The organism is Microbacterium sp. NPDC089698 (genome assembly GCF_044749045.1).
Lineage (GTDB): Bacteria > Actinomycetota > Actinomycetes > Actinomycetales > Microbacteriaceae > Microbacterium.
This window is the reverse complement of record NZ_JBIVHE010000008.1, coordinates 99,806-122,909: the sequence shown is the minus strand read 5'-3', so window position 1 is coordinate 122,909 and position 23,104 is coordinate 99,806. Positions and strand designations below refer to the sequence as shown.

The window sequence follows — 23,104 nt, the reverse complement described above, 5'->3', positions numbered from 1 at the left end:
AACAGCTCGCGGCGGCGTCAGGAGCGCCGCGCCGCGCGGCCTCTCCGCACGAAGCTCATGATGAGCAGCACGATGATCATCACGAAGGCGATCGGCAGGCCCCAGAACGGGAACACTCCGACGACCGGCCAGGCGCCGTGCGTGAAATCGGCCTGCTTCATCCCCACCGCGGTCGCGATGATGATCACGAAGAAGCAGATCACGGAGAGTGCGGCCAGCGTCAGCGCGCCGAACGTCAGGAACCGGTCGATCCGGCGGATCTCCGGCTCGGGGGCAGGCTGCCGAGTGCTCATCCGTCCCAGCCTACCCGCTCCGTGACCGGTAGGCTGGTGGGGTGCGGGGCTTCCGCACGCGTCCCGGTCGGATCCGCACGGATCCGGCGCCCGAGTATTGCAGCGAGGTTCTCCCATGCCCACCGGCAAGGTCAGGTTCTACGACGACGAGAAGGGGTTCGGCTTCATCACCACCGATGACGGCCAGGACGTCTTCCTGCACGCCACGTCCCTCCCCGCCGGGTCCGCGGTCAAGGCCGGCACCCGAGTCGAGTTCGGTGTCGCCGACGGCAAGCGCGGTCTGCAGGCGCTGTCCGTGCGCGTGCTCGAGGCTCCGGTCAGCCTCGCGAAGACCAAGCGCAAGCCCGCGGACGACATGGCGGTGATCGTGGAGGACCTGGTGAAGCTGCTCGACGGCATCGGCGGCGACCTCCGCCGCGGCCGCTACCCCTCGTCCAGCCACGGCCGCAAGATCGCCGCCGTGCTGCGCAACGTGGCCGAGGACTTCGATGCCTGAGAGCGACGTCAGCGGCGTCGAGCCGGTCGAGGCGGATCAGGTCGCGGCCGGGGCGGTCGCGCCGGCGGTCGAGGAGCGCTTCTCGGCCGATGAACCCGTCGCCGTGCTGCCCGTGAGCGAGCGCCTGCTGGGCGCACGCGATCTGGCGCTCGTGGCCCTGCACGAGATCACCCCCGCGGCGTCGGTGGGGCCGGCCGCCGGTTACCTCCCCGAGGTCGACGGCGTCCTCTCCCTGCGCTTCGAGAACCGGCTCGGCGGCTACCCGGGCTGGTACTGGACGGTGTCCGTCGCCCAGGTCGGCGACGAGGAGCCGACCGTGCTGGAGGCCGAACTGCTGCCGGGCGACGGCGCCCTTCTCGCACCCGAGTGGGTGCCGTGGGCCGAACGTCTCGCCGATTACCGCGCGCACCAGGCGGAGCTCGCCGCCTCGGCTCAGCACGACGCCGAGGCGAGTGAGGCCGAAGATCTTCCCGCGGATGAGCTCGAGGAGGGATCCGACGCCGACGACCTCGACGACGATCTCGATGAGGACGAACTGGACGACGACGAGCTGGACGACGACGTGGACGAGGCGGCACCGCGTCTGCACGCGGGCGACCTCGACGGCGTGGACATCGACGAGCTCGACGACTCGATCGATTCCGAGGACGACGATTCCGACGACGACTCCGACGACGAGGACTCCGAAGAGGAGTGAGCCTCGGCCTCCTGAGCAGCACTCGGGAGCGCAGCGGATACGAGAGAAGGCGCCTCCCTCAGGAGGCGCCTTCTCTCGTATCGCCGCGGGGCTCAGGCGCCCTGGTGCTCCAGCACATAGTCGATCGAGCGGATGAGCTGACGCACATCCTCCGGCTCGATCGAGACGAACGTCGCGATGCGCAGCTGATTGCGGCCGAGCTTGCGGTAGGGCTCGGTGTCGACGATGCCGTTCGCCCGCAGGGTCTTCGCGATGGCGGCGGCATCCACCGAATCGTCGAAGTCGATCGTCGCGACGACGGGGGAGCGGTCGGCGGGCTCGGCGACGAACGGCGTCGCCACGGTGCTCGCCTCCGCCCAGCGGTAGAGCTCCTGGGAGGACTCGTTCGTGCGCGCGGCGGCCCAGGCGAGTCCGCCGTTGCCGTTGATCCACTGCAGCTGGGAGTCGAGCAGGTGCAGCGTGGTCAGCGCCGGGGTGTTGAGTGTCTGCTCGAGGCGCGAGTTGTCGACCGCGTTCTTCAGACTGAGGAACTCGGGGATGTAGCGTCCGGATGCGGCGATCCGCTCGATCCGCTCGATCGCGGCGGGCGACATCGCCGCGAACCAGAGGCCCCCGTCGGATCCGAGGTTCTTCTGCGGGGCGAAGTAGTAGACGTCGGTCTCGGTCACGTCGAAGTCGATCCCGCCGGCGGCGCTGGTCGCGTCGATCACGGTGAGCGCGCCATCCGCGGCGACGCGGCGGACCGGGGAGGCGACACCGGTCGAGGTCTCGTTGTGCGGCCAGGCGTAGACGTCCACGCCCTCGACGATCTCCGCCTCGGCGCGCGAGCCGGGCTCGGCGTTCCGCACATCGGGAGCCTGCAGCCACGGTGCCGCCGCGGCCTTCGCGAACTTCCCGCCGAACTCGCCCGAGACGAGGTTCTGCGCGCGGTTCTCGATGAGGCCGAAGGCGGCCGCGTCCCAGAACGCGGTGGATCCGCCGTTGCCGAGGATGATCTCGTAGCCCCCGGGAAGGCGGAACAGGGAGGCGAGCTGCTCGCGGACGCTGCGGACGAGGTTCTTCACCGGCGCCTGGCGGTGCGAGGTGCCCAGCAGGCTCGACCCGACGGCGGCGAGGGCGCTCACCTGCTCGGGGCGGATCTTGGACGGGCCGCATCCGAAGCGGCCGTCGACGGGCAGAAGTTCGCGGGGAATCTCGATCGCCATGCACAGATTCTAGGTGCCGTGGAGGGGCCTCCTCCGCCCGTATGACGGCACGCGACGGGCCCTGCGCCGTCGCACGGCGATCCTGCGCTGCCGGGCATGGGGCGCCGCAGGGAGTGCAGAGCCGGCGCATATCCGCAGAAGGTAGGCTTGCCTAACAGCAGGCGACCGCATCCGCGGCACGACAAGGGGGATCGATGGCAGATCTGATCGACACCACGGAGATGTACCTCCGCACCATCCTCGAACTCGAGGAGGAGAACATCGTCCCCCTGCGCGCGCGGATCTCCGAGCGCCTCGGGCACTCCGGTCCCACGGTGTCGCAGACGGTCGGCCGGATGGAGCGCGACGGTCTCGTCGTCGTCTCCGAGGACCGCCGCCTCGAGCTGACCGAGACCGGGCGCCGCAAGGCCGTCGACGTGATGCGCAAGCACCGCCTCGCCGAGCGTCTGCTCTCCGACGTGATCGGGCTGGACTGGGCCTACGTGCACGACGAGGCCTGCCGTTGGGAGCACGTGATGAGCGAGCAGGTGGAGCGCCGTCTGGTCGAGCTGCTGGGGCACCCCACCGAGTCGCCGTACGGCAACCCGATCCCGGGTCTGGACCAGCTCGGCGGCACCCCCGCCCGCACCTTCGACGAGGGCGTGATCGGCCTGGTCGAGCACATGAACACGGCGGGCACGCCCACCGAGGGCACCGTGCGCCGTCTCGCCGAGCCGGCGCAGGTGGATCCGGAGCTGCTGGAGCAGCTGCGCGACGCCGGGGTGGTTCCCGGCGCCCGCGGCCGGTTCCGCTTCAACGAGGGCTACGTCCTGATCGAGGTGGACGGGCAGGACGAGGGCCTCGAGCTCCCGGTCGAGCTCGCTTCGCACATCTTCCTCGTCGCCTGAGGACCTCCGCCACGCTCGGGAGGGCGCTGTCTGGACAACGCCTGTGCGCGCGTCGCGGGATCCGCGGGAAACCGGCGTTCAGCGGATCCTTGGGGCAGCGTGACACGTTCGTGACTTTCCGGTAGCGTCGAGAGGGCCGTCGGCGAGAAGCCTGTCGACGGACTCCACGGCGCTCGCCTCATCGGCCCGTCGCCGCCGTGGGGAGACTTGTGTCCGAACCTGTGCGGACCGACCCGATCGACGACGGACCGGCGCGACCTCGCGCAGAGGCCGGAGGACAGACTTTGCCTGAGACCACGATCGAGACCACGAGTCGGACGAGCGCCGACCCGACCGCGCGTCAGAAGGCCGCGACCCGATCCGCCGCCTTCGTGCGCCCGGTGCGGACCGTGGCGATCCTCGGGGCCGTCGGCGCCCTGGTCGCCGCGATCGCCCTCCCGGCGTTCGTCTCGACGAGCGGCGCCGCAGATGCCGCTCCGGTCACGACCGAGCAGCTGGCCGCCGGCAATTCGCAGTCGATCGTCGTCGCGTCCGAGGCCACGCAGGCCCCGAGCACGCGCGGACAGTTCGTGGCGACCACGCCCGACGAGATCGAGAAGCGCAAGGCCGAGGAGGCCGCCGCTGCGCGAGCCGCCGCTGCCGCCGCCTCCGCGGCATCGGCCGCGACGGCCAGCAGCTCCCGCCCGTCTCTTGCCGGGATGGCGCTGGTCGCTCCTGGTTCGGGCGCCGTGCGCTACCCGGTCACCAGCTTCACCCCCGGCGAGGGCCCCGGCTCCGGTCGCGGCCATGAGGGCTGGGACATGATCGCCCCCGAGGGCACCCCGATCTACGCCGCTGCGGCCGGCACCGTGACAGCCTCGGCCGAGAGCATCGGCGGCTACGGCGTCTCGATGATGATCATGAGCAATCTCAACGGCACCATGGTGGAGACCCGCTACGGTCACATGGTCTACGGCAGCCGTATGGTGGAGGCGGGCGACCAGGTCTCCGCGGGCCAGCTCATCGGCCTCGTCGGCAACACCGGCAACTCCTACGGATCCCACCTGCACTTCGAGGTGCGCATCGGCGGCTCGGTCATCGATCCTGAGCCCTGGCTCGCCGCGAACGCGGGTTGATCGGCATCAGCCGTCTGCGCCGGCCGCTCGGATCGGTCGTTCCGGATCCGGGGGTGACAGATTCATCACGATCGGGTAACGTCGGGGAGGTCGTCGACGAGAAGCCCGTCGGCGATAACCCCGGCGGCCGCCTCCCGGTTCGTCACCGCCGTGGTCATCCTGATGCCCGTCGAAATCCCGGCGAGCACGAGAATACGGACGAGCCGACGCACGGCGCCGAGGCCTGGAGGAAGCCCTTGGCCGAAGAACTCGAACAGACCGATACGTCCGTCGTCACGCGTTCCCCGAAGCGTGCGAAGAACCCGGTCTCCCGATCCGTCGTGCGCCCGATCCGCACCTTCGCCGTGCTCGCCGCGGTGGGCGCGCTGGTGACCGCGATCGCCCTGCCCGCCCTCGCGACCGGCGCCGCGCCGGCGACCGCTTCGCCGGCGACCGCTCAGCAGATCGCGGCAGGTCACGCGCAGTCGATCGTCGTCGCGTCCGAGGCGACGGCCGTCGCCGGCACACGAGGCTCGTTCACCGCGACGACTCCGCAGGAGATCGAGCAGAAGAAGGCGCAGGAGGCGGCTGTCGCGGCCGCTAAGGCCGCGGCGGAGGCCGCCGCCGCCAAGCCCGCCGTCGCGTCGGTCCGCAGCAACATGGCGCCGATCGCGAACCCCGGGCAGGTCATCTATCCGATGGCGGCCGGCTCCTACACGCTGAGCGACGGCTTCGGCGCGGCCCGCAGCGGTCGCAGCCACATGGGACAGGACTTCGCCGCACCGATCGGCACTCCGATCTACGCCGCCGCCGACGGCTGCGTCACGATCTCCGAGAGCAGCTACGGCGGCTACGGCGAGACGATCGAACTCGCCCACCCCGCGCTGAGCGGCTCCGCCGCGATCTCCACGCTCTACGGGCACATGAACTACGGCAGCCGGGCGGTCGGGGTGGGGCAGTGCGTGACCGCCGGCCAGTACCTCGGCGAGGTCGGGAACACGGGCTGGGTGTCCGGATCCTGCCTGCATTTCGAGGTGCTCGTGAACAACACCGAGATCGACCCGCTCGCATGGCTCGAGGTCAACGTCCGCTGATCCGGCTCGGCGTTCACCGGAAGTTCTCCGCGTCGTCGCCGGGGCATGGGTTAGCCTGATTCCGTCGTCGCAAGGGCGGAGGAACACGATGGGACGAATACCGAGCATCCGAACCACGGATGCCCTCGGTCGACTCGTTCTTCGGCATTGCCCGCAGGATCTGCACGGATCATCCGTGCGCTCACGGCGCTGTCTCTCGTAGACAGCGCCGTTTTCGTATCCTGCGGACCCTCCGTCTGCGCACGGTCGAGAGACCGGGAAGCCGTCCCGGTCGGATCGAAGGGATGCAGGATGCGCACACTGGTGCTCAATGCCGGGTACGAACCGCTCGCGGTCGTGTCGTTCAGACGCGCGATCGTACTGGTCATGAACAAGAAGGCCTCCGTCGTCGAATGCGCCGTCGACGATCCCGTCTGGGCGGCGAGCGGACCGTTCGACCGCCCCGCGGTGATCGTGCTGAGCAGGTACGTGCGGATGCCGAGAGCCCGGTACGCACCCGTGACGAGACGCGGGGTGCTGCGTCGTGACGGCAACCGCTGCGGCTACTGCGGGAAGTCTGCGTCCACGATCGATCACGTGCTGCCGCGCTCGCGCGGGGGCAAGAACTCCTGGGAGAACCTCGTCGCCTGCTGTCTGCGCTGCAACAACGTCAAGAGCGACCGCACGCCGCAGGAGATGGGCTGGGAGCTGCGTCTGACTCCTGCTCCGCCGCGGGGCACAGGATGGACGGTGCGCGGATCCGAGCGGGGCGACCCCCGCTGGGAGCCGTACCTGGCGATGGCGGCATAGAGCCGCGCGCGCTCGTTAGACTGGGAGAGCGCCTTCGTAGCTCAGTCGGATAGAGCGGCCCTCTCCTAAAGGGCAGGTCGCAGGTTCGAATCCTGTCGGGGGCACAAGCAGAAGAAGACCGCCCGGAGGGGTGGTCTTCTTCTGCTTTGTCGACCGCCAGAGGCGCGGCTCCGTGCGCCAGGAGGATCCGCACGTCGACCTGCTTCTCGACGAGAGCCGACCTCGGGATCTCGTCGACCGCGGGGCGAATGGAGAAGCGGGCGCGAAACCTGACCCTCCAGGGGCGCAAAAGAAGGGACCACCCGAATGGCGGTCCCTTCTCTGCTATCTCGCGATCAGTGCGCGGCGCGGTATGCCTCGATCACATCGGCTGGAATGCGGCCGCGCTCCGAGAGCTTGTAGCCGTTGTCGCCGGCCCAGGCGCGGATCGCCGCGGTCTCCGGGTTGCGGTTCGGGCGCTTGGCTGCGGCGGAGGGGCGCCCTGTCGCCGCGCGCTGCGTGCGCCGACCCGAAGAGACGAACGGAGCGAGCGCCGCACGCAGATCTGCGGCGTGCGCACTGGTCAGATCGATCTCATAGGCGGAACCGTCGAGTGAGAAATGCACGGTCTCGCCCTCGCCCACCTCGAGAACGGAACCGTCGATATCGTCGACGAGCTGATGAACGATTTTGCGTGCCATGGAGATGAATCTACGTGCAGGAATTATCCAAGGCAATGATTGGAATGCGGAATGTCATGAATGTCCCGGATCGATCAGCTTCAATCCGACAATGCATCCGACCAGACCGAGGATCAACAGGATCCGGATCCAGGACACTTCGGAATCACCGGTGATCATGGCCCACACGACGGTGAGCGAGGCGCCGACGCCGACCCACACCGCATAGGCCGTCGCGGTCGGGATCTCCCGCATCGCCCAGCCCAGCCCGAACATCGATGCCACGAGGCCGACCACGAAGATGATGCTGGGCCAGAGTCGGGTGAACCCCTCGGACTTGCCGAGGGCCGTCGCCCAGACGGCCTCGCAGACTCCGGAGATGATGAGCACGATCCACGCCATGGCGGGCCTCCTGAGAGCCAGTCTTTTCGCTGTCCGGGTACTGGCCCGCCTCGTCCGGGTGCGCGGTGCGCTGCGTCGAGACTATCGCGGCTGCCTGGGCAGGAGCAGGGCAGCCTTCGTCAGGGGATCAGACCGCCGCGCCGCGCCCGCGCGACGGCGGCATGCCGGGTCGGGGCGTCGAGCTTCGCCATCGCCGTGCCCAGATACGCCTTGACCGTGGACTCGCGCAGACCCAGCTCGGCGGCGACCTGCGCGTTGGTCTGTCCGAGCGCGGCGCAGCTCAGCACGTCCAGCTCGCGGGGCGAGAGGCGCACCTCGGAGGGAGGGGGAAGCGGTGAGGGAGCGGAGAGGGTCAGCAGGCGGCGCTCGAGCTCGCCGAGGCGCTCGCGCACGGCTTCATCGGGCACGAGAGCGGCGATCGATCGCAGCTCGGCGAAGCTCTCCCGGAGCTCTTCCCGATGCGCGGGACTCAGCGCCGGCGGGGGAATGGGCGCGCTCGCGGTGCGCAGCCTGCGCTCCACCTCCTCGCGGATGCGCAGTTCACTCGCGAGGGCGTCGGCGATCTGCATCGCCGGGGCGGTGGTGATCCCGCCGGCGGGCGGCTCCTCCCACGCGCCCGCATAGAGGACACCGCGCGGCCTCCCCGACACGATCACGGGGATCGCGAGCAGGGTGCGCAGCCCTTCGCCCAGGACGAAGCCGTCGTAGTCGTGCGTGATCTGCTGCGAGGCGCCGTAGTCGTGCGTCATGCGCGGGCGCAGTTCGATCATCGCGCGGCCGCCGAGGCCGCGCTGCGGCTGGACCCGCAGCCCCTCGAGGCTGCGGGTGCGGGAGCCGACGATCGCGGTGACGGGCACCTCGCCGCTGTCGAGCAGGCCGCCGAAGGCGACGGGGAAACGGGTGCGCCGGATCAGCTCGCGCACCGCCTGCGCGACCAGATCCGCGTCGGATCCGACTGTCTCGAACGAGTTCATCCGACTACCAGCTCCCGGGGCAGCCGCCCCGTCCCGTCGTTTCGTAGCGTCGACGCTATCACCCGGGTGCGGTCGGGGGTTCGTCGAGGAGCACCCGCAACGGTCAGAGGAACCGGCGCAGGAGCGCCGCGTCGCACGGAGGGGACGACGTCCGCCCCGGCGGCCTACACGCCGGGGCGGACGTGCTGCACGGGACGGGCTCGGGCGGCCGCGTCCGCCTCCAGATCCAGGAGGTATCGCTTGCGTTCGGGATGCGCGCCGTACTCACCGGGCGAGCCGTCAGCGCGCACCACGCGGTGCACGGGCACGACGATCGAGAAGGGGGTGTTCCTGCACGCCGTCCCCACCGCGCGTGCGGCACCGGGGCTGCCCGCCATCGCCGCCACCTCGCCGTAGCTCGCGCTCTCGCCCCACGGGATCTCGCACACGGACTGCAGCGCGGAGCGGGTGAAGCCGTTCGCGAGCCGCCAGTCCAGGGTGAGCTCCCGATCGAAGCGGATCGGCTCCCCGGAGAAGTACGCGTGCAGCAGCTCGTCGATCTCCGCGCTCGCGCCCGGATCCGGTTCCGGCACGGCGTGCAGCATCCGCGCGATCGCCTCGAGCGCCCAGGGCGAGTCGCGATGCATGCCCTCGGGCAGGTCGAACGCCACGAGCCCCTCATCGGAGAACACGCAGAGCGCATCCCCGAACGGGGTGTCGGCGAAGTCGTAGCGGTAGGTCATGCACCCATCCTCGATCACCGCGCGCGCTCAGGACGGCCGGATCCGCAATCGGTGCGGAGAATCCGGAAAAGGCCCGCTGTGGAGGGGGAAACCACCTGAATCCGGCGAAACCCAGTGGATCTGACGGTTCTGCCCATCCACCACGCCTAGTCTTTGTCGTGTGTGGCGACGTGACGGGAAGAACGCGGAGGAGAAGTCCGTGACGCCCGGCGACGTCGACGTGGCAGAGCCGGGCGTGCAGGCGGTGCACGCCGCGACCGCGGAGCGGGCCCGTCTGAGGGCCGAAGCGGCGGAGCTCGGCGGTCCTTCGCCGCTGACCGCCTATCGCGATGTCACCGCCGGCGGGATCGACATCTCGAGGGCCCACCCGGGCAGCCTGCCGCAGTTCATCACGGGCCGCTCGACCCTGCTGTCCAACCTGTTCCGCGATGAGGTGGGGCTCCGCGGCGCGCGCCTCGCGGCCGACCGGATCACGGCGAAGAACACCGAACTGCGCACCGTGCGCGGGCTCGACGCCGTGCACCTCGCGGTGGGACTGTGCACCTGGCGGATCGGCGGCGTGGACTACGCCGCCCCGATGCTGCTGCGTCCGCTCGCGATCCGCCGGCACTACGCCGACTACGAGCTGAAGCTGCACGGGCAGTTCTTCCTCAACCCCGAACTCGTGCGCATCGCGCGCGATCACTTCGGGATAACGATCGACGACACCCGGCTCGCCGCCCTCGCGTACCAGAACGGCGTGTTCGCGCCGCAGCCGGCGATCGACATGCTGCGCGCGGCCACCTCATCCGTCGACACGTTCTCGGTGCAGCCGCGCATGATGGTGTCCACGTTCGCCGACGTCGGCACCGCGATGGCACGCGACGCGCACGACCTGGACCATCCGATGCTGAACGCGCTGGCCGGCCATGCCGCCGACCGCGAGCGCGTCTCGGCGCCGGGACCGCAGCCGTTCACGGCCGGACCGGACGACCGCGCCCCGGCCTCCGACAATCTCCTCCTCGATGCCGACAACGAGCAGGAGCAGGTGCTCGCCCGCATCGCGGCGGGGCACTCCCTCACGGTCTCGACGCTCCCCGGAACGGGTGGGACGCAGACCGTGATCAACGCGATCGGCGAGCTCGTGCGCGCCGGCAAGCGCGTGCTCGTGGTCTCTCCCCGTCGCTCGACGCTCGACGGCGTGCGGCATCGCCTGAGCGGGATCGGTCTGGACGGGTTCGCCGTCTCGCCGGCTTCGGTGCGCCGGGATCTGGTGCGCGCGATCGGGCGCAACGAGAAGGCCAAGGCGCCCAAGCTCGCGGAGATCGACGACGCCCTGCTGCGGCTGCGGACCGTGCTGCGCGACTACCGCCGCGCGCTCACGGAGACGGATCCGGCGCTCGGCGCGAGCGTGCTCGACGCGACCCGCATGCTCACCCGGCTGGCGCTGCTCCCGACACCCCCGACCACGACGGCGCGGCTCGGGCGCCCCGCGCTGCAGAATCTCGCGGAGGACCGCACGCACGCCGCCGAGGCGCTCGCGCAGGCCGCGCGGCTGGGGGAGTTCCGGTTCGGCCCCGACGACTCGCCCTGGTACGGGGTCGTCTTCTCCTCATCGGATGAGGCGCACCGCGTGCACGCGCTCGCCGAGGAGCTGCACGCGCGCACGGTGCCGGAGCTGCTCGAGCTGGGCTACGAGCTCGTCGCCCAGACGCACATGCGCCCCTTCGCGACGATCTCGGAGCTCGGCGAGTACCTGCGTCTGCTGCGGGGGATCCGCGATTCGCTCGACCACTTCACCCCCGCCGTGTTCGAGCGGCCGCTCGGGGAGCTCATCAAGGCGCATGGCAGCCGCCGGGACAGCGCGGCGATGACCGGCGCGAACCGCCGCCGGCTGCGCCAGCTCGCCAAGGAGTACGTGCGGCCCGGCGCCCACGTGGGGGACATGCACGACGCGCTCACGCGCATCCAGGCCCAGCGCACCGAATGGCAGCGCTACGTCGATGCCGGCGTCGCGCCAGAGGTGCCGCTCGGCCTCGCCGATGTCTCCGTCGCCTGGCGCGATGTCGAGGCGCAGCTCGCCGAGCTCGACACGGCTCTGGGGCGCAAGGAGCCGCTCGCGACGCTTCCGGTCGCGCGCCTGCTGCGCACGCTCGCAGGACTCGCGGCGAAGTCGGACGTCTTCGACAACCTCATCGAGCGCGCCCGCATCCGCGACGAGCTGGCGGGCCTCGGTCTCGAACCGCTCCTCATCGACCTGTCCACCCGGCACCTCTCCGAGGATCGGGTGGGCGCCGAACTGGAGTACGCGTGGTGGCAGTCCCTGCTCGAGCAGGCGCTGCGGCAGAACCGCTCCCTGCTGGGCGCGAACACCTCGGTCGTCGACCAGCTCGAGCGCGACTTCCGGCTCGTGGACGAGGCGCACGCCGGGGCCGCAGGTCCGCTCCTCGCCTGGCAGCTGAGCGGGCAATGGCGGATCTCGATCGTGGACGAGGCCGCGGAGGCGCAGAACCTCCGGCATGGACTCACCCAGCACCGCACCACGGTCGCGGAACTCGTGGCCGCGGCCCCGACGCTCATGCGCGTGCTCGCGCCGGTCTGGATCGCCTCCCCCTATCAGGTGCCGGATCTGCCGGACTCGGTGGAGTTCGACGCCGTGATCCTCGTCGACGCCGCCGCGATCAACCTCGCCGAGGCCACGCCCGCGATCCGCCGCGCGCGGCAGATCGTCGCCTTCGGCGACCCCGTGCTGCAGAAGCCGACCGCGTTCCAGGTCGCGACGATGCCGGCGGAGGACCGTGAGGAGGAGGTGCCGTTCGACGAGGTGTCGGTGTTCGAGCGCCTCTCCGAGCTGCTGCCCGTGGTCACGCTGACCCGCAGCTACCGCGCCGGCGGTGAGGATCTGGCCTCGCTCATCAACGACGCCTTCTACGGCGGTGAGATCGTGTCGCTGCCCTGGGCGGGCTCCTACCTCGGTCGCGGATCGCTCACGGTGGACTACGTCGAGGGCGGCGTAGGGATCCCGCACCCCGAGACGGGGGCGATGGAGAGCCCGGAGGCCGAGGTCGCGCGCATCGTGACTCTCGTGGTGGAGCACGCCGTGCACCGCCCGACCGAGTCGCTCATGGTCGTCACGGCCAGCCGTACGCACGCCGAGCGGGTCTTCGCCGCGGTATCGATCGCCTTCGCGGGCCGGAGCGACGTGGCCGAGTTCGTCGGCCGCGACACGCAGGAGCCCTTCATCGTGCTGACGCTCGAGGAGGCGGCGGCCGAGAGCCGCGACCGCGTGATCTTCTCGCTCGGCTACGGCGTGACCAAGCACGGTCGCGTGCTCAGCGATTTCGGCGATCTGTCCTCGCCCGACGGCGACCGGCTGCTCACGATCGGCATGACCAGGGCGCGTCGCTCGATGGTGATCGTCTCGTCGATCCGCCCGTCCTCGTTCGACGAGGGACGCCTGGATCACGGTGCGGCCACGCTCATGTCGATCCTCGGAGATCTCGCCGGGCATGCGCGCGAGGAGCGCGCGGAGGATCAGGCGGATCCGCTCACCCTCGCCCTGGCCCGCGAGCTGCGCCGCATCGGCGTCTCCGTCGACGTGGACTACCGCGGACTGCTGCCGCTCGTCGCTCAGCACGCGGGCAAGGCCGTCGTCATCGAGCCGGATCCGGAATCGCGGGCCGAATCGCTCCGGGAGACCCTGCGGCTGCGCCCCCAGGTGCTGCGGCGTCTGGGCTGGCACTACATCCGGGTGCACGCCTTCGACCTGTACAGCGATCCCGCCGGGGTCGCTCGCCGGATCGGCGAGGTGCTCGGGGTGCCCCTCGACGCACCGCGCGTGGACGGCGACACCCAGCCGCTCGACGTGGACGATGCCTGACCGCGATCCTTCCGCGACGCCCGAGCCGGCCGAGGCGGGTTCCGATGACCCCGGATCCCGGCAGCGCATCGTGCGCGTGCGAGGATCCCGCCGGGCGCGCCTGACGCCCGCGCCCGGCACGCATGCCGAACCCGACGAGCGCGATCGCGAGCCGAGGACGGAGACCAGGGGCGCATCCGGCCCGAACGACGCGGCGCTGCGCCGCGAGGTCCCGCCGCACTACTGAGGCGTCGTGCCCGTGCAGACGACGACGTCCCGGTCGCCACGAGGGCGCCGGGGCGTCGCAACCGGTCGGATCAGGCCGACTTCTGCTTCTCGAGCAGGTCGCGGATCTGGATGAGGAGCTCCTGCTCGGAGGGCAGGGCCTCGGGCTCCTCGGTGACGCCCGCCTTGGCGGCGCGGCGCTGGTTGAAGTGGTTCATCGGCATCACGAACGCGAAGTAGACGACGAGCGCGACTGCCAGGAAGTTGATGATTGCGCCGATGACTGCGCCGAAGCCGAAATGAGACGACCCGACGGTCAGGATCATTGCCTTGTCCAGGCTCTCGGCCTTGAAGAACAGATTGATGAGTGGATTGATCAGCTGCTCGACGACCACATTGACGATCGCCGAGAACGCGGCGCCGATGACGACCGCGACGGCCAGGTCGATGACGTTGCCGCGGAGGATGAACTCCTTGAAGCCCTTGATCATGCTTTTTCTCTCCCCTGAAGTGGTCGGCCTCAGGATCCAGAGGCCGGTGCGGAGGCGGGCGCAGGTGTGGCGCTCGCCGTCGATTCCGACTTCGATGATGCCCCCACAGAGGAGGAAACCCCAGATCCCGCGCGGGAGTCGGTGCGATAGAAGCCCGATCCGTTGAAGGTCACGCCGATCGATCCGTACTCCTTGCGCAGGCGGCCCTGGCATTCGGGGCATTCGGTGAGGGCGCTGTCGGAGAACGACTGCACGGCGTCGAAACGGTGCCCGCAGGCGGTGCAGGCGTAGGAGTAGGTGGGCATGGGGCCTCGCAGGTCTCGGATCGGAGGGTCAGGTCAGGGGGAAGACGACGGTGCGCAGCGGCGTGACGGCGCCGGTGACCGGCTGGTCGTGCACGTCGTGGGGCACCTCGTCGAGGATCTCGGAGTCGTAGACGACGGCGTACGCGGGAGGGCACTTCTGCATCGAGCCGAGCGTGCGGTCGAAGTAGCCGCGTCCCCAGCCCATCCGCATCCCGGTGCGGTCGACGGCGGCCGCCGGGACGAGCAGCAGATCCACCTCGTCGAGCGCCATCGGGTTGAGGATCTCTCCCGTGGGCTCGGGCAGGCCGTGCAGGCCCGTCGTGATCTCCTCGTCGGATCCGGCCACCGCCCAGTCGAGCAGGCCGTCCTCGCGGGTGATCGGCAGCAGCACCCTGATGCCGCGGGCGACCGCGGCGCGGATGAACGCGCGCGTGCCGGGCTCGGTCGTGGTGGACAGGAAGCAGGAGATCGACCGTGCGCCGGTCGCGGCGATCAGCTCGTCGAGACGAGCGGTGAGGGCGGTCTCGGCCGCGGCGCGCTGCGGGTCGGACAGCAGGCTGCGGCGCTCGCGCAGATCGGCGCGCAGCGCGCGCTTCGCATGGTCGATGTCGCCCGGCATGGCCTCGATTCTACCGGGGAGCCGCTGAGCCCGCTCCGGCCCGAAGCCGGTTCGCGCCCCTAAGCTGAGCAGATGACGAAGGCACGCATCAAGGCGGTCATCCCCGCGGCCGGCCTGGGCACGCGCTTCCTGCCCGCGACGAAGGCGATGCCCAAGGAGATGCTCCCCGTCGTCGACAAGCCCGCGATCCAGTACGTGGTCGAGGAGGCCGTGGCGGCGGGCATCGACGACATCCTCGTCATCATCGGACGCAACAAGAACGCGATCTCCGATCACTTCGACCAGATGCCGGAGCTCGAGGGGAAGCTCACCCAGAAGGGCGATCACCGCCGGCTCGCCCGCGTCGTCGCCTCCAGCGACATGGCGGACATCCACTACCTGCGCCAGGGCGAGCCCAAGGGCCTCGGGCACGCCGTGCTCCGGGCTCGCACGCACGTCGGGGACAGCTCGTTCGCGGTGCTGCTCGGCGACGACCTCATGGACGAGCGCGATCCGCTGCTGACCGCGATGATCGCCGAGCACGAGCGCAGCGGCGCGGCGGTGATCGCGCTCATGGAGGTGGATCCCGATCAGATCCACCTGTACGGCACGGCCGACCCCGACGGCGTCCCGGAGGGCGCCGCGGACGACGTCCGCCGCGTGATGGGGCTGGTCGAGAAGCCCACCCGCGAGGAGGCACCGTCGAACCTCGCCGTCATCGGCCGCTACGTGCTGCCGCCGTCGATCTTCGAGATCCTCGAGCGCACGCCGCCCGGCAAGGGCGGGGAGATCCAGCTCACCGACGCGCTGCAGGAGTTCGCCGCGGATCCCGAGGGTCCCGGCGTCCACGGCGTGATCTTCCGCGGACGGCGCTACGACACCGGTGACAGGCTGGAGTACATCAAGGCGATCGTGCAGCTCGCCGCGGACCGCGACGACCTCGGGCCGGATCTGCGGGTCTGGCTCAAGGAGTACGCGGAGAGGATCTGAGCGGATCGTGGACGTCTCGGCACCGATGCGGCACGGACCGGTCGAGCTGCGGCTCATCCGGGCCAAGGACGCGCGCCCGCTGCAGCACGAGCTGATCACCAACCGGCGCTGGCTGCAGCCGTGGGAGGCCACGCTGCCCGGCCTGCAGACCGGGATCGACATGCGGGTGAGCATCCGGCGGCTGCTGCAGCAGTACCGCGACGGCACCGGCTATCCGTTCGTGATGGAGTACGACGGAAAGATCGCCGGCCAGCTCAACATCTGGGGCGTCATGCGCGGATCCCTGTGCTCCGCGACGATCGGCTACTGGGTGAGCGAGCGCTTCGCAGGGCACGGGATCACCCCGGCCGCCGTCGCGATGGCGACCGATCTCGCGTTCTCGGACCTGGGGCTGCACCGGATCGAGATCTGCCTGCGGCCGGAGAACCGGCCGAGCCTGCGGGTCGTGCAGAAGCTCGGCTTCCGCTACGAGGGGATGCGTCGCCGGTTCATCCACATCGACGGCGACTGGCGCGACCACCTCGCGTTCTCGCTCGTGCGGGAGGACGTGCCGGAGGGCGTGCTCAGCCGCTGGGCCTCGGGGCGCGTCCCCGCGGACTGGGCGGCCGTGCCGGCCTCGGATCTGCCCTCCACCGCCGCGCCGGGTGAGACCGGGATCCAGGGCTGACCTCGGCGCGCGCGAGCCCGGGATGCGTCGACGCCCCCTCGCAGCGTCGACGCCCCTCCGCACGGACGGCATTGCGAGGGGGCGTGGAACCTGCGTGGGGGCGTCGACGAGGAGGCGCGACGCGCGCAGCGCGCGGCTGGCTCAGCTCTCGGCGGGCTCGGGGACGGCCTCGGGGACGGGACGGCGGATCCCGATCCAGGAGACGATCCCGCCGACCGCGAACAGTCCGGCGGTGACCCAGGTGGCGCTGTGGAAGCCCGCGAGGTTCAGGGTTCCGCCGACGATCGTGGAGAGCATCGCGACCACGAGCAGTCCGGCCACGCGGGAGACCGCGTTGTTGACCGCGGAGGCGATCCCGGAGCGGCTCTCCTCGATGGATCCGAGGATCGCCGAGGTGAGCGGGGCGACGGTCAGCGACAGGCCGATGCCGAGGACGATCATCGCCGGAAGCACCTGCCACCAGTAGTTGAAGCTCTCGGACACGAGGAGCAGCAGGAGCGCGCCGACGGCCATGACCAGCGGGCCGGCCGCCATGAACAGCCGGGGTCCGAGGCGGCCGGCCAGCCGGCCGACGCGCGAGCTGAGCAGGATCATCAGGATCGTGATCGGCAGGCTCGCGAGGCCCGCCTCCGTGGCCTTGAGCCCGGCGCCCTGCTGCAGGTAGACGCCGATCACGAAGCCGTTCCGCGAGAGCGCCGCGTACACGAACAGCGTCGACAGGTTGCCCCAGGCGAAGTTGCGCACGCGGAACAGCGACAGCGGCATGAGCGGGTGCGCCCGTCGCTGGCGCAGCAGGAAGACGATCAGCAGTGCGGCGCCGCCGATCGCGGTGAGGAGGATCACCGGGGAGGCCCAGCCCTGGTGGGGCTGCTCGATGAGCGCGTAGACCACGCCGCCGAGACCCAGCGCGCAGAGCGCGCCGCTGAGCCAGTCCACCTGCGTGGTGCGCTCATGCTCGGGCAGGCGGAGCCGGCCGAGGAGCACGAGCGTGACGCCGATCGGGAGCACGTTGATCAGGAAGACGAAGCGCCACGACAGCAGATCCACGAAGAGACCGCCGACCAGCGGTCCGACCAGCTGCGCCGCCGTGGTGAAGGCCGTCCACACCCCGATCGCCCTGGACTGCACCTCGCCGCGCATTACGGCGGTGATGAGCGCGAGCGAGCTCGGCACGAGCAGCGCGCCGGCCGCACCCTGTGCGGCGCGCGCGATGATCAGCACCAGGGGGGTGGGGGCGACGGCGACCGCGACCGAGGCGATCCCGAAGGCGATGAGCCCGATCCGCATGACCAGGACGCGCCCGTAGGCGTCGGAGACGGATCCGGCGAGCAGGATCAGGGCGCTGAGCGTGATCAGGTAGGCGTCCACCGCCCACTGCTGGGTGGTGATGCCGCCGCCCAGCTCGCGGCTGATCGCGGGCAGGGCGACCGTGACGACGGTGCCGTCGAGGAAGGTGACGAACGAGGCGAGCACCGCGACCGCGATGACGAGCCGCTGCAGAGGGGTGAACGAGGCCACGAGCCCGACCCTACTCGCCGGCGGGGACATCGGGGCGGCTACGGGGATCCGCGGGGGCCTGCGTGACGTCGGCGTGCGCGTGTCGGCGCCGTCGCGGGCGGCCCGTCGCATACCGTGGAGGGCATGAACGGGCCGGTGCTGAGCGGGGGCGTGATCGTCCTGGTCGCGGCGCTGCTGTGGCTGCTCTATTTCCTGCCTTCGTGGCGGGGGCAGCACCAGTACGACGCCGCCGAGCGCAATGCTCTGCGCCTGAACCGCGCGTTGCGCGTGCTCGCCGAGACCAGCGAGGCGCCCCGCGAGGTGCAGCTCGAACTGAACGCCCGCACCGCACTCGCGCAGCAGAAGCTGGCCAAGCGGCTGCAGACGGACCGCGAGCAGGCCGACCTGCAGCGTCTGCGCGAGCAGCTCGCCGCCACGCACGCCGATCCCGCCTTCCGTCGCGCGCGCGCCCGTCGACGCACCCGGCTCACGGCCACGGTGCTCTTCCTCCTCGCGCTGGCGGCGGTGGGCGTCGGCGTGTGGCAGCTCATGACCGCCGGATCCTCGATCCTGCTCTGGGCGGGCGGAGCCGTCGCGCTGCTCGCCCTGCTGATGCTGCAGCGGATGGCGACGGTCGCCCGTCGTGCGGTCCGCCGCGCCGCGCGCGTCCTGGCGCCGCCCGTGGCCGAGGACGCACCGGCACGGGAGACCGAGCTGCACGACCAGGGTCCGCGGACCTGGACGCCGCGCACGCTGCCCGAGCCCCTCGTCTCCGTCACCGGATCCCGGGCGCACGCGGCCCGCGCCACGATCGATGCGCAGACCCTCGCCCGCGAGGCGGCGCGCGCCGCCGAGCTGCAGCGCAAGGCCGATGAAATCGCCCCGCCGGCGCCGACGGAGCTGCCCGCTCCCGCCGCCGCGCAGGAGTCGCCCTACGCCCGGATGGGCTACGTCGACGACGCCGAGATCGAGGCGCACGTGCGCCAGCTGCTCGCCCAGCGCGCCGCGGGCTGAGCGGATCCGACACGCCCGGCGGGCGTCGTGAGGGCCGCCGATGACGAGTGCGCGCGCATGCCCGTGCTAGGCTGATCTGGTTCACGGGCCCATGGCGCAGTTGGTAGCGCGCTTCGTTCGCAATGAAGAGGTCGGGGGTTCGAATCCCCCTGGGTCCACCGGAACAGAAGAAGCCCCCGAGAGATCGGGGGCTTCTTCTTTTCCTCCGGCCGGAGCGGTACTCGTCCCGCCGGAGGACGCTCCGCCGGTGCGATGAGTGCTCTCGACCGGCGCAAGGGCGTCAGCGGCCCGGTGCCGCCCGTGCGCTTTCACCCGAGCGCGTCGCGAGCCCGCAGCAGGGAGACGTGGCTGCGCTGAACCTCGGTGACGGTCTCCAGGAAGCGGCGCGCGATCTTCAGCTCGGCGGTGCTGAACGCTTCGGCGACGGCCGCGCTGGATTCGGCGATGTGCGGCCCGATGATCCCCCAGATGAGCTCCAGGGCGCGTGGGGTCGGGCGCACGATCAGCCGACGGCGGTCGCTCGGATGCGGTGTGCGCGCGAGGTAACCGACCCTCTCCAGGCGATCGAGCATGGTGGTCACGCTGCCGGTGGTGAGGGCGAGCCGGTCGGCGATCTCCCGCGGGGTGATCCCGTCATCGCCGGCATCCACGAGGGTCTCCAGGCAGCGCAGGTCGGTGTCGTTCACACGCAGGATGCGCGCTGCTTCGCGGTCGAAATCGTCGACGGCCGACTGATAGCTCTGGATGACCGGGCCCAGGGCGGCGAGCGCCTCCTCAAGATCACTTGACATTCAAGCTATCTCCTCTCATGATTGTTTGATAATCAAGCTACACGATCAGGCTGGGCAGCCGGCCGGACACGGAAGGAACGAGAAATGACTCGTGCACTCATCATCGGTGGTGGCATCGCCGGCCCGGTACTCGCTGTCGCGCTGCAGTCCGTCGGCATCGACTCCGTCATCTACGAGCGGGGGAGCGTGGACGACGACCGTCGGGGTGCGTGGATCTCCTTCCAGGCCAACGGGATGGACGCTCTGCGCGCGATCGGCCTGGCGGGTCCGGTCGAGGGGATCGGCTACGAGACCGACGACATCAGCTTCGTCAACGGCAAGGGCAAGCCGCTCGGCCGGATGCCCATGGCCGCACGGCGCCCCGACGGGCAGACGTCGATTCTCATGCCGCGTGCCGACCTCTACGCATTGCTGGCCGAACAGGCCGCCGACCGCGGCATCCGCATCGAATACGGGAAGGAGTTCGTCGGCGCCGAAGAGACGGCGACCGGCGTCCGCTCCCGTTTCGCGGACGGGAGCACGGCCGACGGCGACTTCCTCGTCGGGGCGGACGGCATCCACTCACGCGTGCGTCAGGTCATCGATCCTGGCGCCGCGGCACCTCGGTACGTGCCGGTGCTGAACACCGGTGGGTATATCCCGAACTTCTCCCTCGACGCACCGGATCGCGAGTTCGTGATGCAGTTCGGCACGAGGTGCTTCTTCGCCTGGATGAAGACCCCGGACGGCGGCGCCGTGTGGTTCGCCAACCCGCCGATGCCGAAGGAGCCCGCGAAGGGCGTGCTGTCCGGGATGTCCGATGCGGACTGGCGCAACTGGCTGCGAGAGCTCATGGCGGGAGACGCCGGGCCTGCGCTCGACATCCTCGACGCCGCTCCCGGCCCGCTCACCGGCTGGACCACCTACGACATGCCCGTCGTCGAGAACTGGCATGACGGGCGGGGCCGCATGGTCCTGATCGGAGATGCCGCGCATGCCACGTCGCCGTCGGCCGGGCAAGGGGCCGCGATGTCTCTCGAGGATGCGGTGATCCTGGCCCAGTGCCTCCGCGACTGCTCGAGCACCGCCCGCGCGTTCGAGACCTTCGTCTCGCTGCGTCGCGAGCGCGTCGAGAAGATCGTCGCCTACGGTCACCGAGGCTCCGCGCGGAAGGCCGCCGGTCCTGTCGCCCGCGTCATCCGCGATGCGATCCTGCCCATCGGGTTCCGCCGTGCCGCCCGTGATGGCGGCGAGTCGATGATGTGGCTCCAGGGGCACCATATCGACTTCGCTTCGAAGGTCGCCTGAATTCGGCAGGCGGCAGGCCCACCGGAACAGAAGGCCCCGAGCAGCCGCTCGGGGCCTTCGTGGTCAGGGACTTCTCGATGTCGTGGACGATGTCGCCTCCTTGCCCGGCGCCGAGAGCTCCAGCGCCGGGTAGGCGATGGCGAACGCGGCCTGGAGGCCGCCCGCGAGCGCTGCGGCGCCGTGGCCGCCACCGGGCAGCTCGCGAAGATGCGCGGTCATTCCCGCGGCCTCCGCTGCTGCGGCGAACTTCTGGGCGACCGCGAGGTACTTCGGATCGTCCTTCGCGGCGGTGAAGACGGCCGTCGTTCCGGAGTAGCGGTGCTGTGCCAGGAGCGTGAGGGGCTTCGCCTGCTCGTACTTCCCGGCGTCTCCGTCGAACAGGCGCTTGACGGCCTCCGCGGGATTGGTGGCGCCGGGGAACTCCTCCCCGGAGATGCTGATCACCGTTCCGAACATCTCGGGGTGCTCTGCGCCGAGCGAGATCGCGCACTGTCCGCCGTTCGAGTAGCCGGCGATGCTCCAGAGGCGGGGATCGGGGGAGACGTTGAGATTCGCGCGCATCCAGGGGATCACGTCCTGCAGGAGGTAGCTGCGGGCCTTGCCGACGGGCGAATCCACGCACCCGGTGTCTTTCACGTCCGCTCCGACCTGGTCGGCGACGATGACGATCGGCGCGAGGCCGTGGTTGCCGGCGGCGTACTCGTCCAGGACCCGCGAGATGGGCAGGGGGTCGGGGTTGCCGGGGTGGCCCATGAGCATGAGGACGACCGGAAGGCGTGGAGGCGCCGACGTGAGTGCGGCGGGAGGAAGGTACAGTCCGGCGCTTCGGGCGTTGAAGCCGCTGCGAGTGCTCGGAATCGCGACAGTGCCCGTGCTGCCCTTGGCAGGCATGCCGGCGGGCGGCGCCCAGGACTCCCAGAGGGGTGCGGCACGTGCGTCCGTGGCCTTGAGGGTCGCCGCGGGGGCAGGGAGCCGGACGGGCTTGTCCGCGACGACGTTCAGCAGGTTCGCGACCGTGCTGTTCAGGCCGAACGCCGTATTGATGCCGAGAGTGCCGGCGACGGCGGCGGAGACGATGGCGACGACGGCGACGAGGCGTCGGAGCGCTCCTCTCCGGAACAGGGAGGCGATTCCGATCGCGACGGCGGCGAGCGTCGCGACCAGCCAGATGTAGGTGGGCGCTCCGAGTCCTCCTCCGAAGAGGTCGAGCCAGCGGACGCAGACCAGCCAGAGGGCGACGGCCACGGCGCCGCCGGCGACCGCCGCCAGCGCCGCGGTCAGGATCCAGCGCTTCGTCGGTCCCCAGAGCAGGGTCGCCAGGATGCTGCCGGCCGCGATCAGGTAGACGAGCACAGGAACCGCGCCGTCCAGGATCTGGACGTGCAGGAACCCGAGCCAGAGCGCGGAGAAGAAGTCGGTCACCGTCCGATCCTCGCGAGCCGCGACCCCGAACGCACCCGGGGATCCTCGGTGCGCGACCCCCCGATCGGGGGGTGGGTGCACCCCCGATCGGGGGGGCGCACCCATCGGATCAGAACGAATCCCAGCCGTCGTCGTCCCCGTCAAAGTCGTCCTCGTCGTCTTCCGCGCGGTGCTGGTCCTGCGGGGCGGAGAGGAGGCCGGAGATCCCCTGGGCGAGCAGCACCCCGCCCGCGACGCCGGCCGCTCCCGCCGCTGCCGTCTTGAGGAAGCTGCCTCCTGCGGCCCCGCCATCCGGGCCGGACTGCCGACGCGAGCCGAACAGCCCGCCCCACCGTCCGCGCTGGTCCTCGGACCGGGGCGGCGCGGGAGGTGCCGCGGGCGCGGCAGAGGAGGCGCCGGTCGCGGGGGCGGGCTGAGCCTGCTGCGCGGCGAGCGCCTCCTTCTGGAGCAGGACCGTCTGCACGAGGAAGTAGAGCGCATCGGGCTGAGAGCCGACCAGTTGCGAGATCAGCTGCGCGGCCTCGGGATCCTTCTGGATCGGGGCGGCATTGCGGACGGCGTCCGCAAGATCGATGATCAGGCGCGCATCGGAGGTCTGCATGAGGGTTCCCTTCTCACGGCGATGGATCGTTCATCGACGTCGATCGTGTGGACATGCCCATGCTGT

Annotated in this window: 26 protein-coding genes, 2 tRNA genes and 1 riboswitch; of the genes, 14 read left to right on the top strand and 14 right to left on the bottom strand. The window is 70.6% G+C overall.

Annotation, left to right across the window (positions count from 1 at the left end; translation table 11 throughout):
• Positions 1-17: 17 nt before the first annotated feature.
• Entirely contained in the window at positions 18-293 is a 276-nt protein-coding gene (locus ACIPY5_RS18855) for a multidrug ABC transporter ATPase (protein ID WP_292723193.1), read from the bottom strand.
• Between the two features lie 115 nt (positions 294-408).
• Between ACIPY5_RS18855 and ACIPY5_RS18850 the strand changes: the two genes are divergently transcribed.
• Together ACIPY5_RS18850 and ACIPY5_RS18845 are read left to right on the top strand one after the other, a co-directional pair.
• Positions 409-789, top strand: coding sequence for a cold-shock protein (locus ACIPY5_RS18850; RefSeq protein WP_251446244.1), 381 nt, complete (start codon positions 409-411; stop codon positions 787-789).
• Positions 782-1,486: a DUF3027 domain-containing protein gene (locus ACIPY5_RS18845; protein WP_400973514.1), complete on the top strand. Its 705-nt coding sequence runs from the start codon at positions 782-784 to the stop codon at positions 1,484-1,486. Before ACIPY5_RS18850 ends, ACIPY5_RS18845 begins: the two co-directional genes overlap by 8 nt.
• A gap of 92 nt (positions 1,487-1,578) precedes the next feature.
• On the opposite strand, the gene serC is transcribed toward ACIPY5_RS18845, so the two are convergent.
• Positions 1,579-2,691: a phosphoserine transaminase gene (gene serC, locus ACIPY5_RS18840; protein WP_400973512.1), complete on the bottom strand. Its 1,113-nt coding sequence runs from the start codon at positions 2,689-2,691 to the stop codon at positions 1,579-1,581.
• A 194-nt stretch (positions 2,692-2,885) separates the two neighbouring features.
• On the opposite strand from serC, the gene ACIPY5_RS18835 reads away from it, so the two are divergent.
• Positions 2,886-3,578 (top strand): metal-dependent transcriptional regulator, encoded by a 693-nt coding sequence (locus ACIPY5_RS18835; protein WP_309339117.1) that lies wholly within the window; start codon positions 2,886-2,888, stop codon positions 3,576-3,578.
• A gap of 284 nt (positions 3,579-3,862) precedes the next feature.
• Entirely contained in the window at positions 3,863-4,693 is an 831-nt protein-coding gene (locus ACIPY5_RS18830; protein WP_400973509.1) for a M23 family metallopeptidase, read from the top strand.
• A gap of 65 nt (positions 4,694-4,758) precedes the next feature.
• Here the strand turns inward: ACIPY5_RS18830 and ACIPY5_RS18825 are convergent, their stop codons facing one another.
• Positions 4,759-4,905: a hypothetical protein gene (locus ACIPY5_RS18825; protein ID WP_309339111.1), complete on the bottom strand. Its 147-nt coding sequence runs from the start codon at positions 4,903-4,905 to the stop codon at positions 4,759-4,761.
• A gap of 24 nt (positions 4,906-4,929) precedes the next feature.
• Here ACIPY5_RS18825 and ACIPY5_RS18820 point away from each other — a divergent pair, with 24 nt between their 5' ends.
• From ACIPY5_RS18820 to ACIPY5_RS18810, 3 genes are all read left to right on the top strand, one after another.
• Positions 4,930-5,766, top strand: a complete 837-nt coding sequence (locus tag ACIPY5_RS18820) for a M23 family metallopeptidase (RefSeq protein WP_309339108.1) — start codon at positions 4,930-4,932, stop codon at positions 5,764-5,766.
• 291 nt (positions 5,767-6,057) lie between these two features.
• Positions 6,058-6,555: an HNH endonuclease gene (locus ACIPY5_RS18815; RefSeq protein WP_309339105.1), complete on the top strand. Its 498-nt coding sequence runs from the start codon at positions 6,058-6,060 to the stop codon at positions 6,553-6,555.
• Positions 6,556-6,585: 30 nt separating this feature from the next.
• Positions 6,586-6,659, top strand: a tRNA-Arg gene (locus ACIPY5_RS18810).
• A 231-nt stretch (positions 6,660-6,890) separates the two neighbouring features.
• Here the strand turns inward: ACIPY5_RS18810 and ACIPY5_RS18805 are convergent.
• The 4 genes from ACIPY5_RS18805 to ACIPY5_RS18790 form a co-directional block, all read right to left on the bottom strand.
• Positions 6,891-7,235, bottom strand: a complete 345-nt coding sequence (locus tag ACIPY5_RS18805; protein WP_400973505.1) for an Lsr2 family protein — start codon at positions 7,233-7,235, stop codon at positions 6,891-6,893.
• A gap of 54 nt (positions 7,236-7,289) precedes the next feature.
• Positions 7,290-7,616 carry a multidrug efflux SMR transporter gene (locus ACIPY5_RS18800; RefSeq protein ID WP_309340464.1) on the bottom strand — a complete coding sequence of 109 codons (327 nt, stop codon included), beginning with the start codon at positions 7,614-7,616 and terminating at the stop codon, positions 7,290-7,292.
• 11 nt (positions 7,617-7,627) lie between these two features.
• Positions 7,628-7,692: riboswitch (guanidine-III (ykkC-III) riboswitch) on the bottom strand.
• Between the two features lie 43 nt (positions 7,693-7,735).
• The gene (locus ACIPY5_RS18795; protein WP_400973502.1) at positions 7,736-8,590 is read right to left on the bottom strand and encodes a LuxR C-terminal-related transcriptional regulator; all 855 of its coding nucleotides are present in this window, start codon (positions 8,588-8,590) and stop codon (positions 7,736-7,738) included.
• 164 nt (positions 8,591-8,754) lie between these two features.
• Complete coding sequence (locus ACIPY5_RS18790; RefSeq protein WP_400973499.1) at positions 8,755-9,312, bottom strand: methylated-DNA--[protein]-cysteine S-methyltransferase; 558 nt, start codon at positions 9,310-9,312, stop codon at positions 8,755-8,757.
• A gap of 160 nt (positions 9,313-9,472) precedes the next feature.
• Between ACIPY5_RS18790 and ACIPY5_RS18785 the strand changes: the two genes are divergently transcribed.
• Both ACIPY5_RS18785 and ACIPY5_RS18780 read left to right on the top strand, forming a co-directional pair.
• Entirely contained in the window at positions 9,473-13,171 is a 3,699-nt protein-coding gene (locus ACIPY5_RS18785; RefSeq protein WP_400973497.1) for an AAA family ATPase, read from the top strand.
• Entirely contained in the window at positions 13,164-13,397 is a 234-nt protein-coding gene (locus tag ACIPY5_RS18780) for a hypothetical protein (protein ID WP_400973494.1), read from the top strand. The genes ACIPY5_RS18785 and ACIPY5_RS18780 overlap by 8 nt, the downstream gene beginning before the upstream one ends.
• Positions 13,398-13,467: 70 nt before the next feature.
• Here the strand turns inward: ACIPY5_RS18780 and mscL are convergent, their stop codons facing one another.
• Genes mscL through ACIPY5_RS18765 form a run of 3 tightly spaced genes read right to left on the bottom strand, consistent with a single transcriptional unit; the run spans position 13,468 to position 14,790 of the window.
• A complete protein-coding gene (gene mscL / locus ACIPY5_RS18775) occupies positions 13,468-13,866 on the bottom strand; it encodes a large conductance mechanosensitive channel protein MscL (RefSeq protein ID WP_309340455.1) in 399 nt (132 codons plus the stop codon).
• 29 nt (positions 13,867-13,895) lie between these two features.
• Complete coding sequence (locus tag ACIPY5_RS18770; RefSeq protein WP_309340454.1) at positions 13,896-14,171, bottom strand: FmdB family zinc ribbon protein; 276 nt, start codon at positions 14,169-14,171, stop codon at positions 13,896-13,898.
• A gap of 28 nt (positions 14,172-14,199) precedes the next feature.
• The gene (locus tag ACIPY5_RS18765) at positions 14,200-14,790 is read right to left on the bottom strand and encodes a 5-formyltetrahydrofolate cyclo-ligase (RefSeq protein WP_400973490.1); all 591 of its coding nucleotides are present in this window, start codon (positions 14,788-14,790) and stop codon (positions 14,200-14,202) included.
• A 72-nt stretch (positions 14,791-14,862) separates the two neighbouring features.
• On the opposite strand from ACIPY5_RS18765, the gene galU reads away from it, so the two are divergent.
• Together galU and ACIPY5_RS18755 are read left to right on the top strand one after the other, a co-directional pair.
• Positions 14,863-15,759: a UTP--glucose-1-phosphate uridylyltransferase GalU gene (gene galU / locus ACIPY5_RS18760; RefSeq protein WP_400973487.1), complete on the top strand. Its 897-nt coding sequence runs from the start codon at positions 14,863-14,865 to the stop codon at positions 15,757-15,759.
• 25 nt (positions 15,760-15,784) lie between these two features.
• Positions 15,785-16,426, top strand: a complete 642-nt coding sequence (locus tag ACIPY5_RS18755) for a GNAT family N-acetyltransferase (RefSeq protein WP_400973575.1) — start codon at positions 15,785-15,787, stop codon at positions 16,424-16,426.
• Between the two features lie 141 nt (positions 16,427-16,567).
• Here the strand turns inward: ACIPY5_RS18755 and ACIPY5_RS18750 are convergent, their stop codons facing one another.
• A complete protein-coding gene (locus tag ACIPY5_RS18750) occupies positions 16,568-17,944 on the bottom strand; it encodes an MFS transporter (protein WP_400973484.1) in 1,377 nt (458 codons plus the stop codon).
• Between the two features lie 123 nt (positions 17,945-18,067).
• Between ACIPY5_RS18750 and ACIPY5_RS18745 the strand changes: the two genes are divergently transcribed.
• Positions 18,068-18,937, top strand: coding sequence for a hypothetical protein (locus tag ACIPY5_RS18745; RefSeq protein ID WP_400973481.1), 870 nt, complete (start codon positions 18,068-18,070; stop codon positions 18,935-18,937).
• An 85-nt stretch (positions 18,938-19,022) separates the two neighbouring features.
• Positions 19,023-19,095, top strand: a tRNA-Ala gene (locus tag ACIPY5_RS18740).
• A gap of 150 nt (positions 19,096-19,245) precedes the next feature.
• Here ACIPY5_RS18740 and ACIPY5_RS18735 read toward each other — a convergent pair.
• Positions 19,246-19,728 (bottom strand): MarR family winged helix-turn-helix transcriptional regulator, encoded by a 483-nt coding sequence (locus ACIPY5_RS18735; protein WP_400973478.1) that lies wholly within the window; start codon positions 19,726-19,728, stop codon positions 19,246-19,248.
• Between the two features lie 84 nt (positions 19,729-19,812).
• Between ACIPY5_RS18735 and ACIPY5_RS18730 the strand changes: the two genes are divergently transcribed.
• Complete coding sequence (locus ACIPY5_RS18730; protein ID WP_400973475.1) at positions 19,813-21,015, top strand: FAD-dependent oxidoreductase; 1,203 nt, start codon at positions 19,813-19,815, stop codon at positions 21,013-21,015.
• 63 nt (positions 21,016-21,078) lie between these two features.
• On the opposite strand, the gene ACIPY5_RS18725 is transcribed toward ACIPY5_RS18730, so the two are convergent.
• Together ACIPY5_RS18725 and ACIPY5_RS18720 are read right to left on the bottom strand one after the other, a co-directional pair.
• Positions 21,079-22,437 carry an alpha/beta hydrolase gene (locus tag ACIPY5_RS18725; RefSeq protein ID WP_400973473.1) on the bottom strand — a complete coding sequence of 453 codons (1,359 nt, stop codon included), beginning with the start codon at positions 22,435-22,437 and terminating at the stop codon, positions 21,079-21,081.
• Between the two features lie 109 nt (positions 22,438-22,546).
• Positions 22,547-23,038, bottom strand: a complete 492-nt coding sequence (locus ACIPY5_RS18720) for a DUF2076 family protein (protein WP_400973470.1) — start codon at positions 23,036-23,038, stop codon at positions 22,547-22,549.
• Positions 23,039-23,104 lie beyond the last annotated feature (66 nt).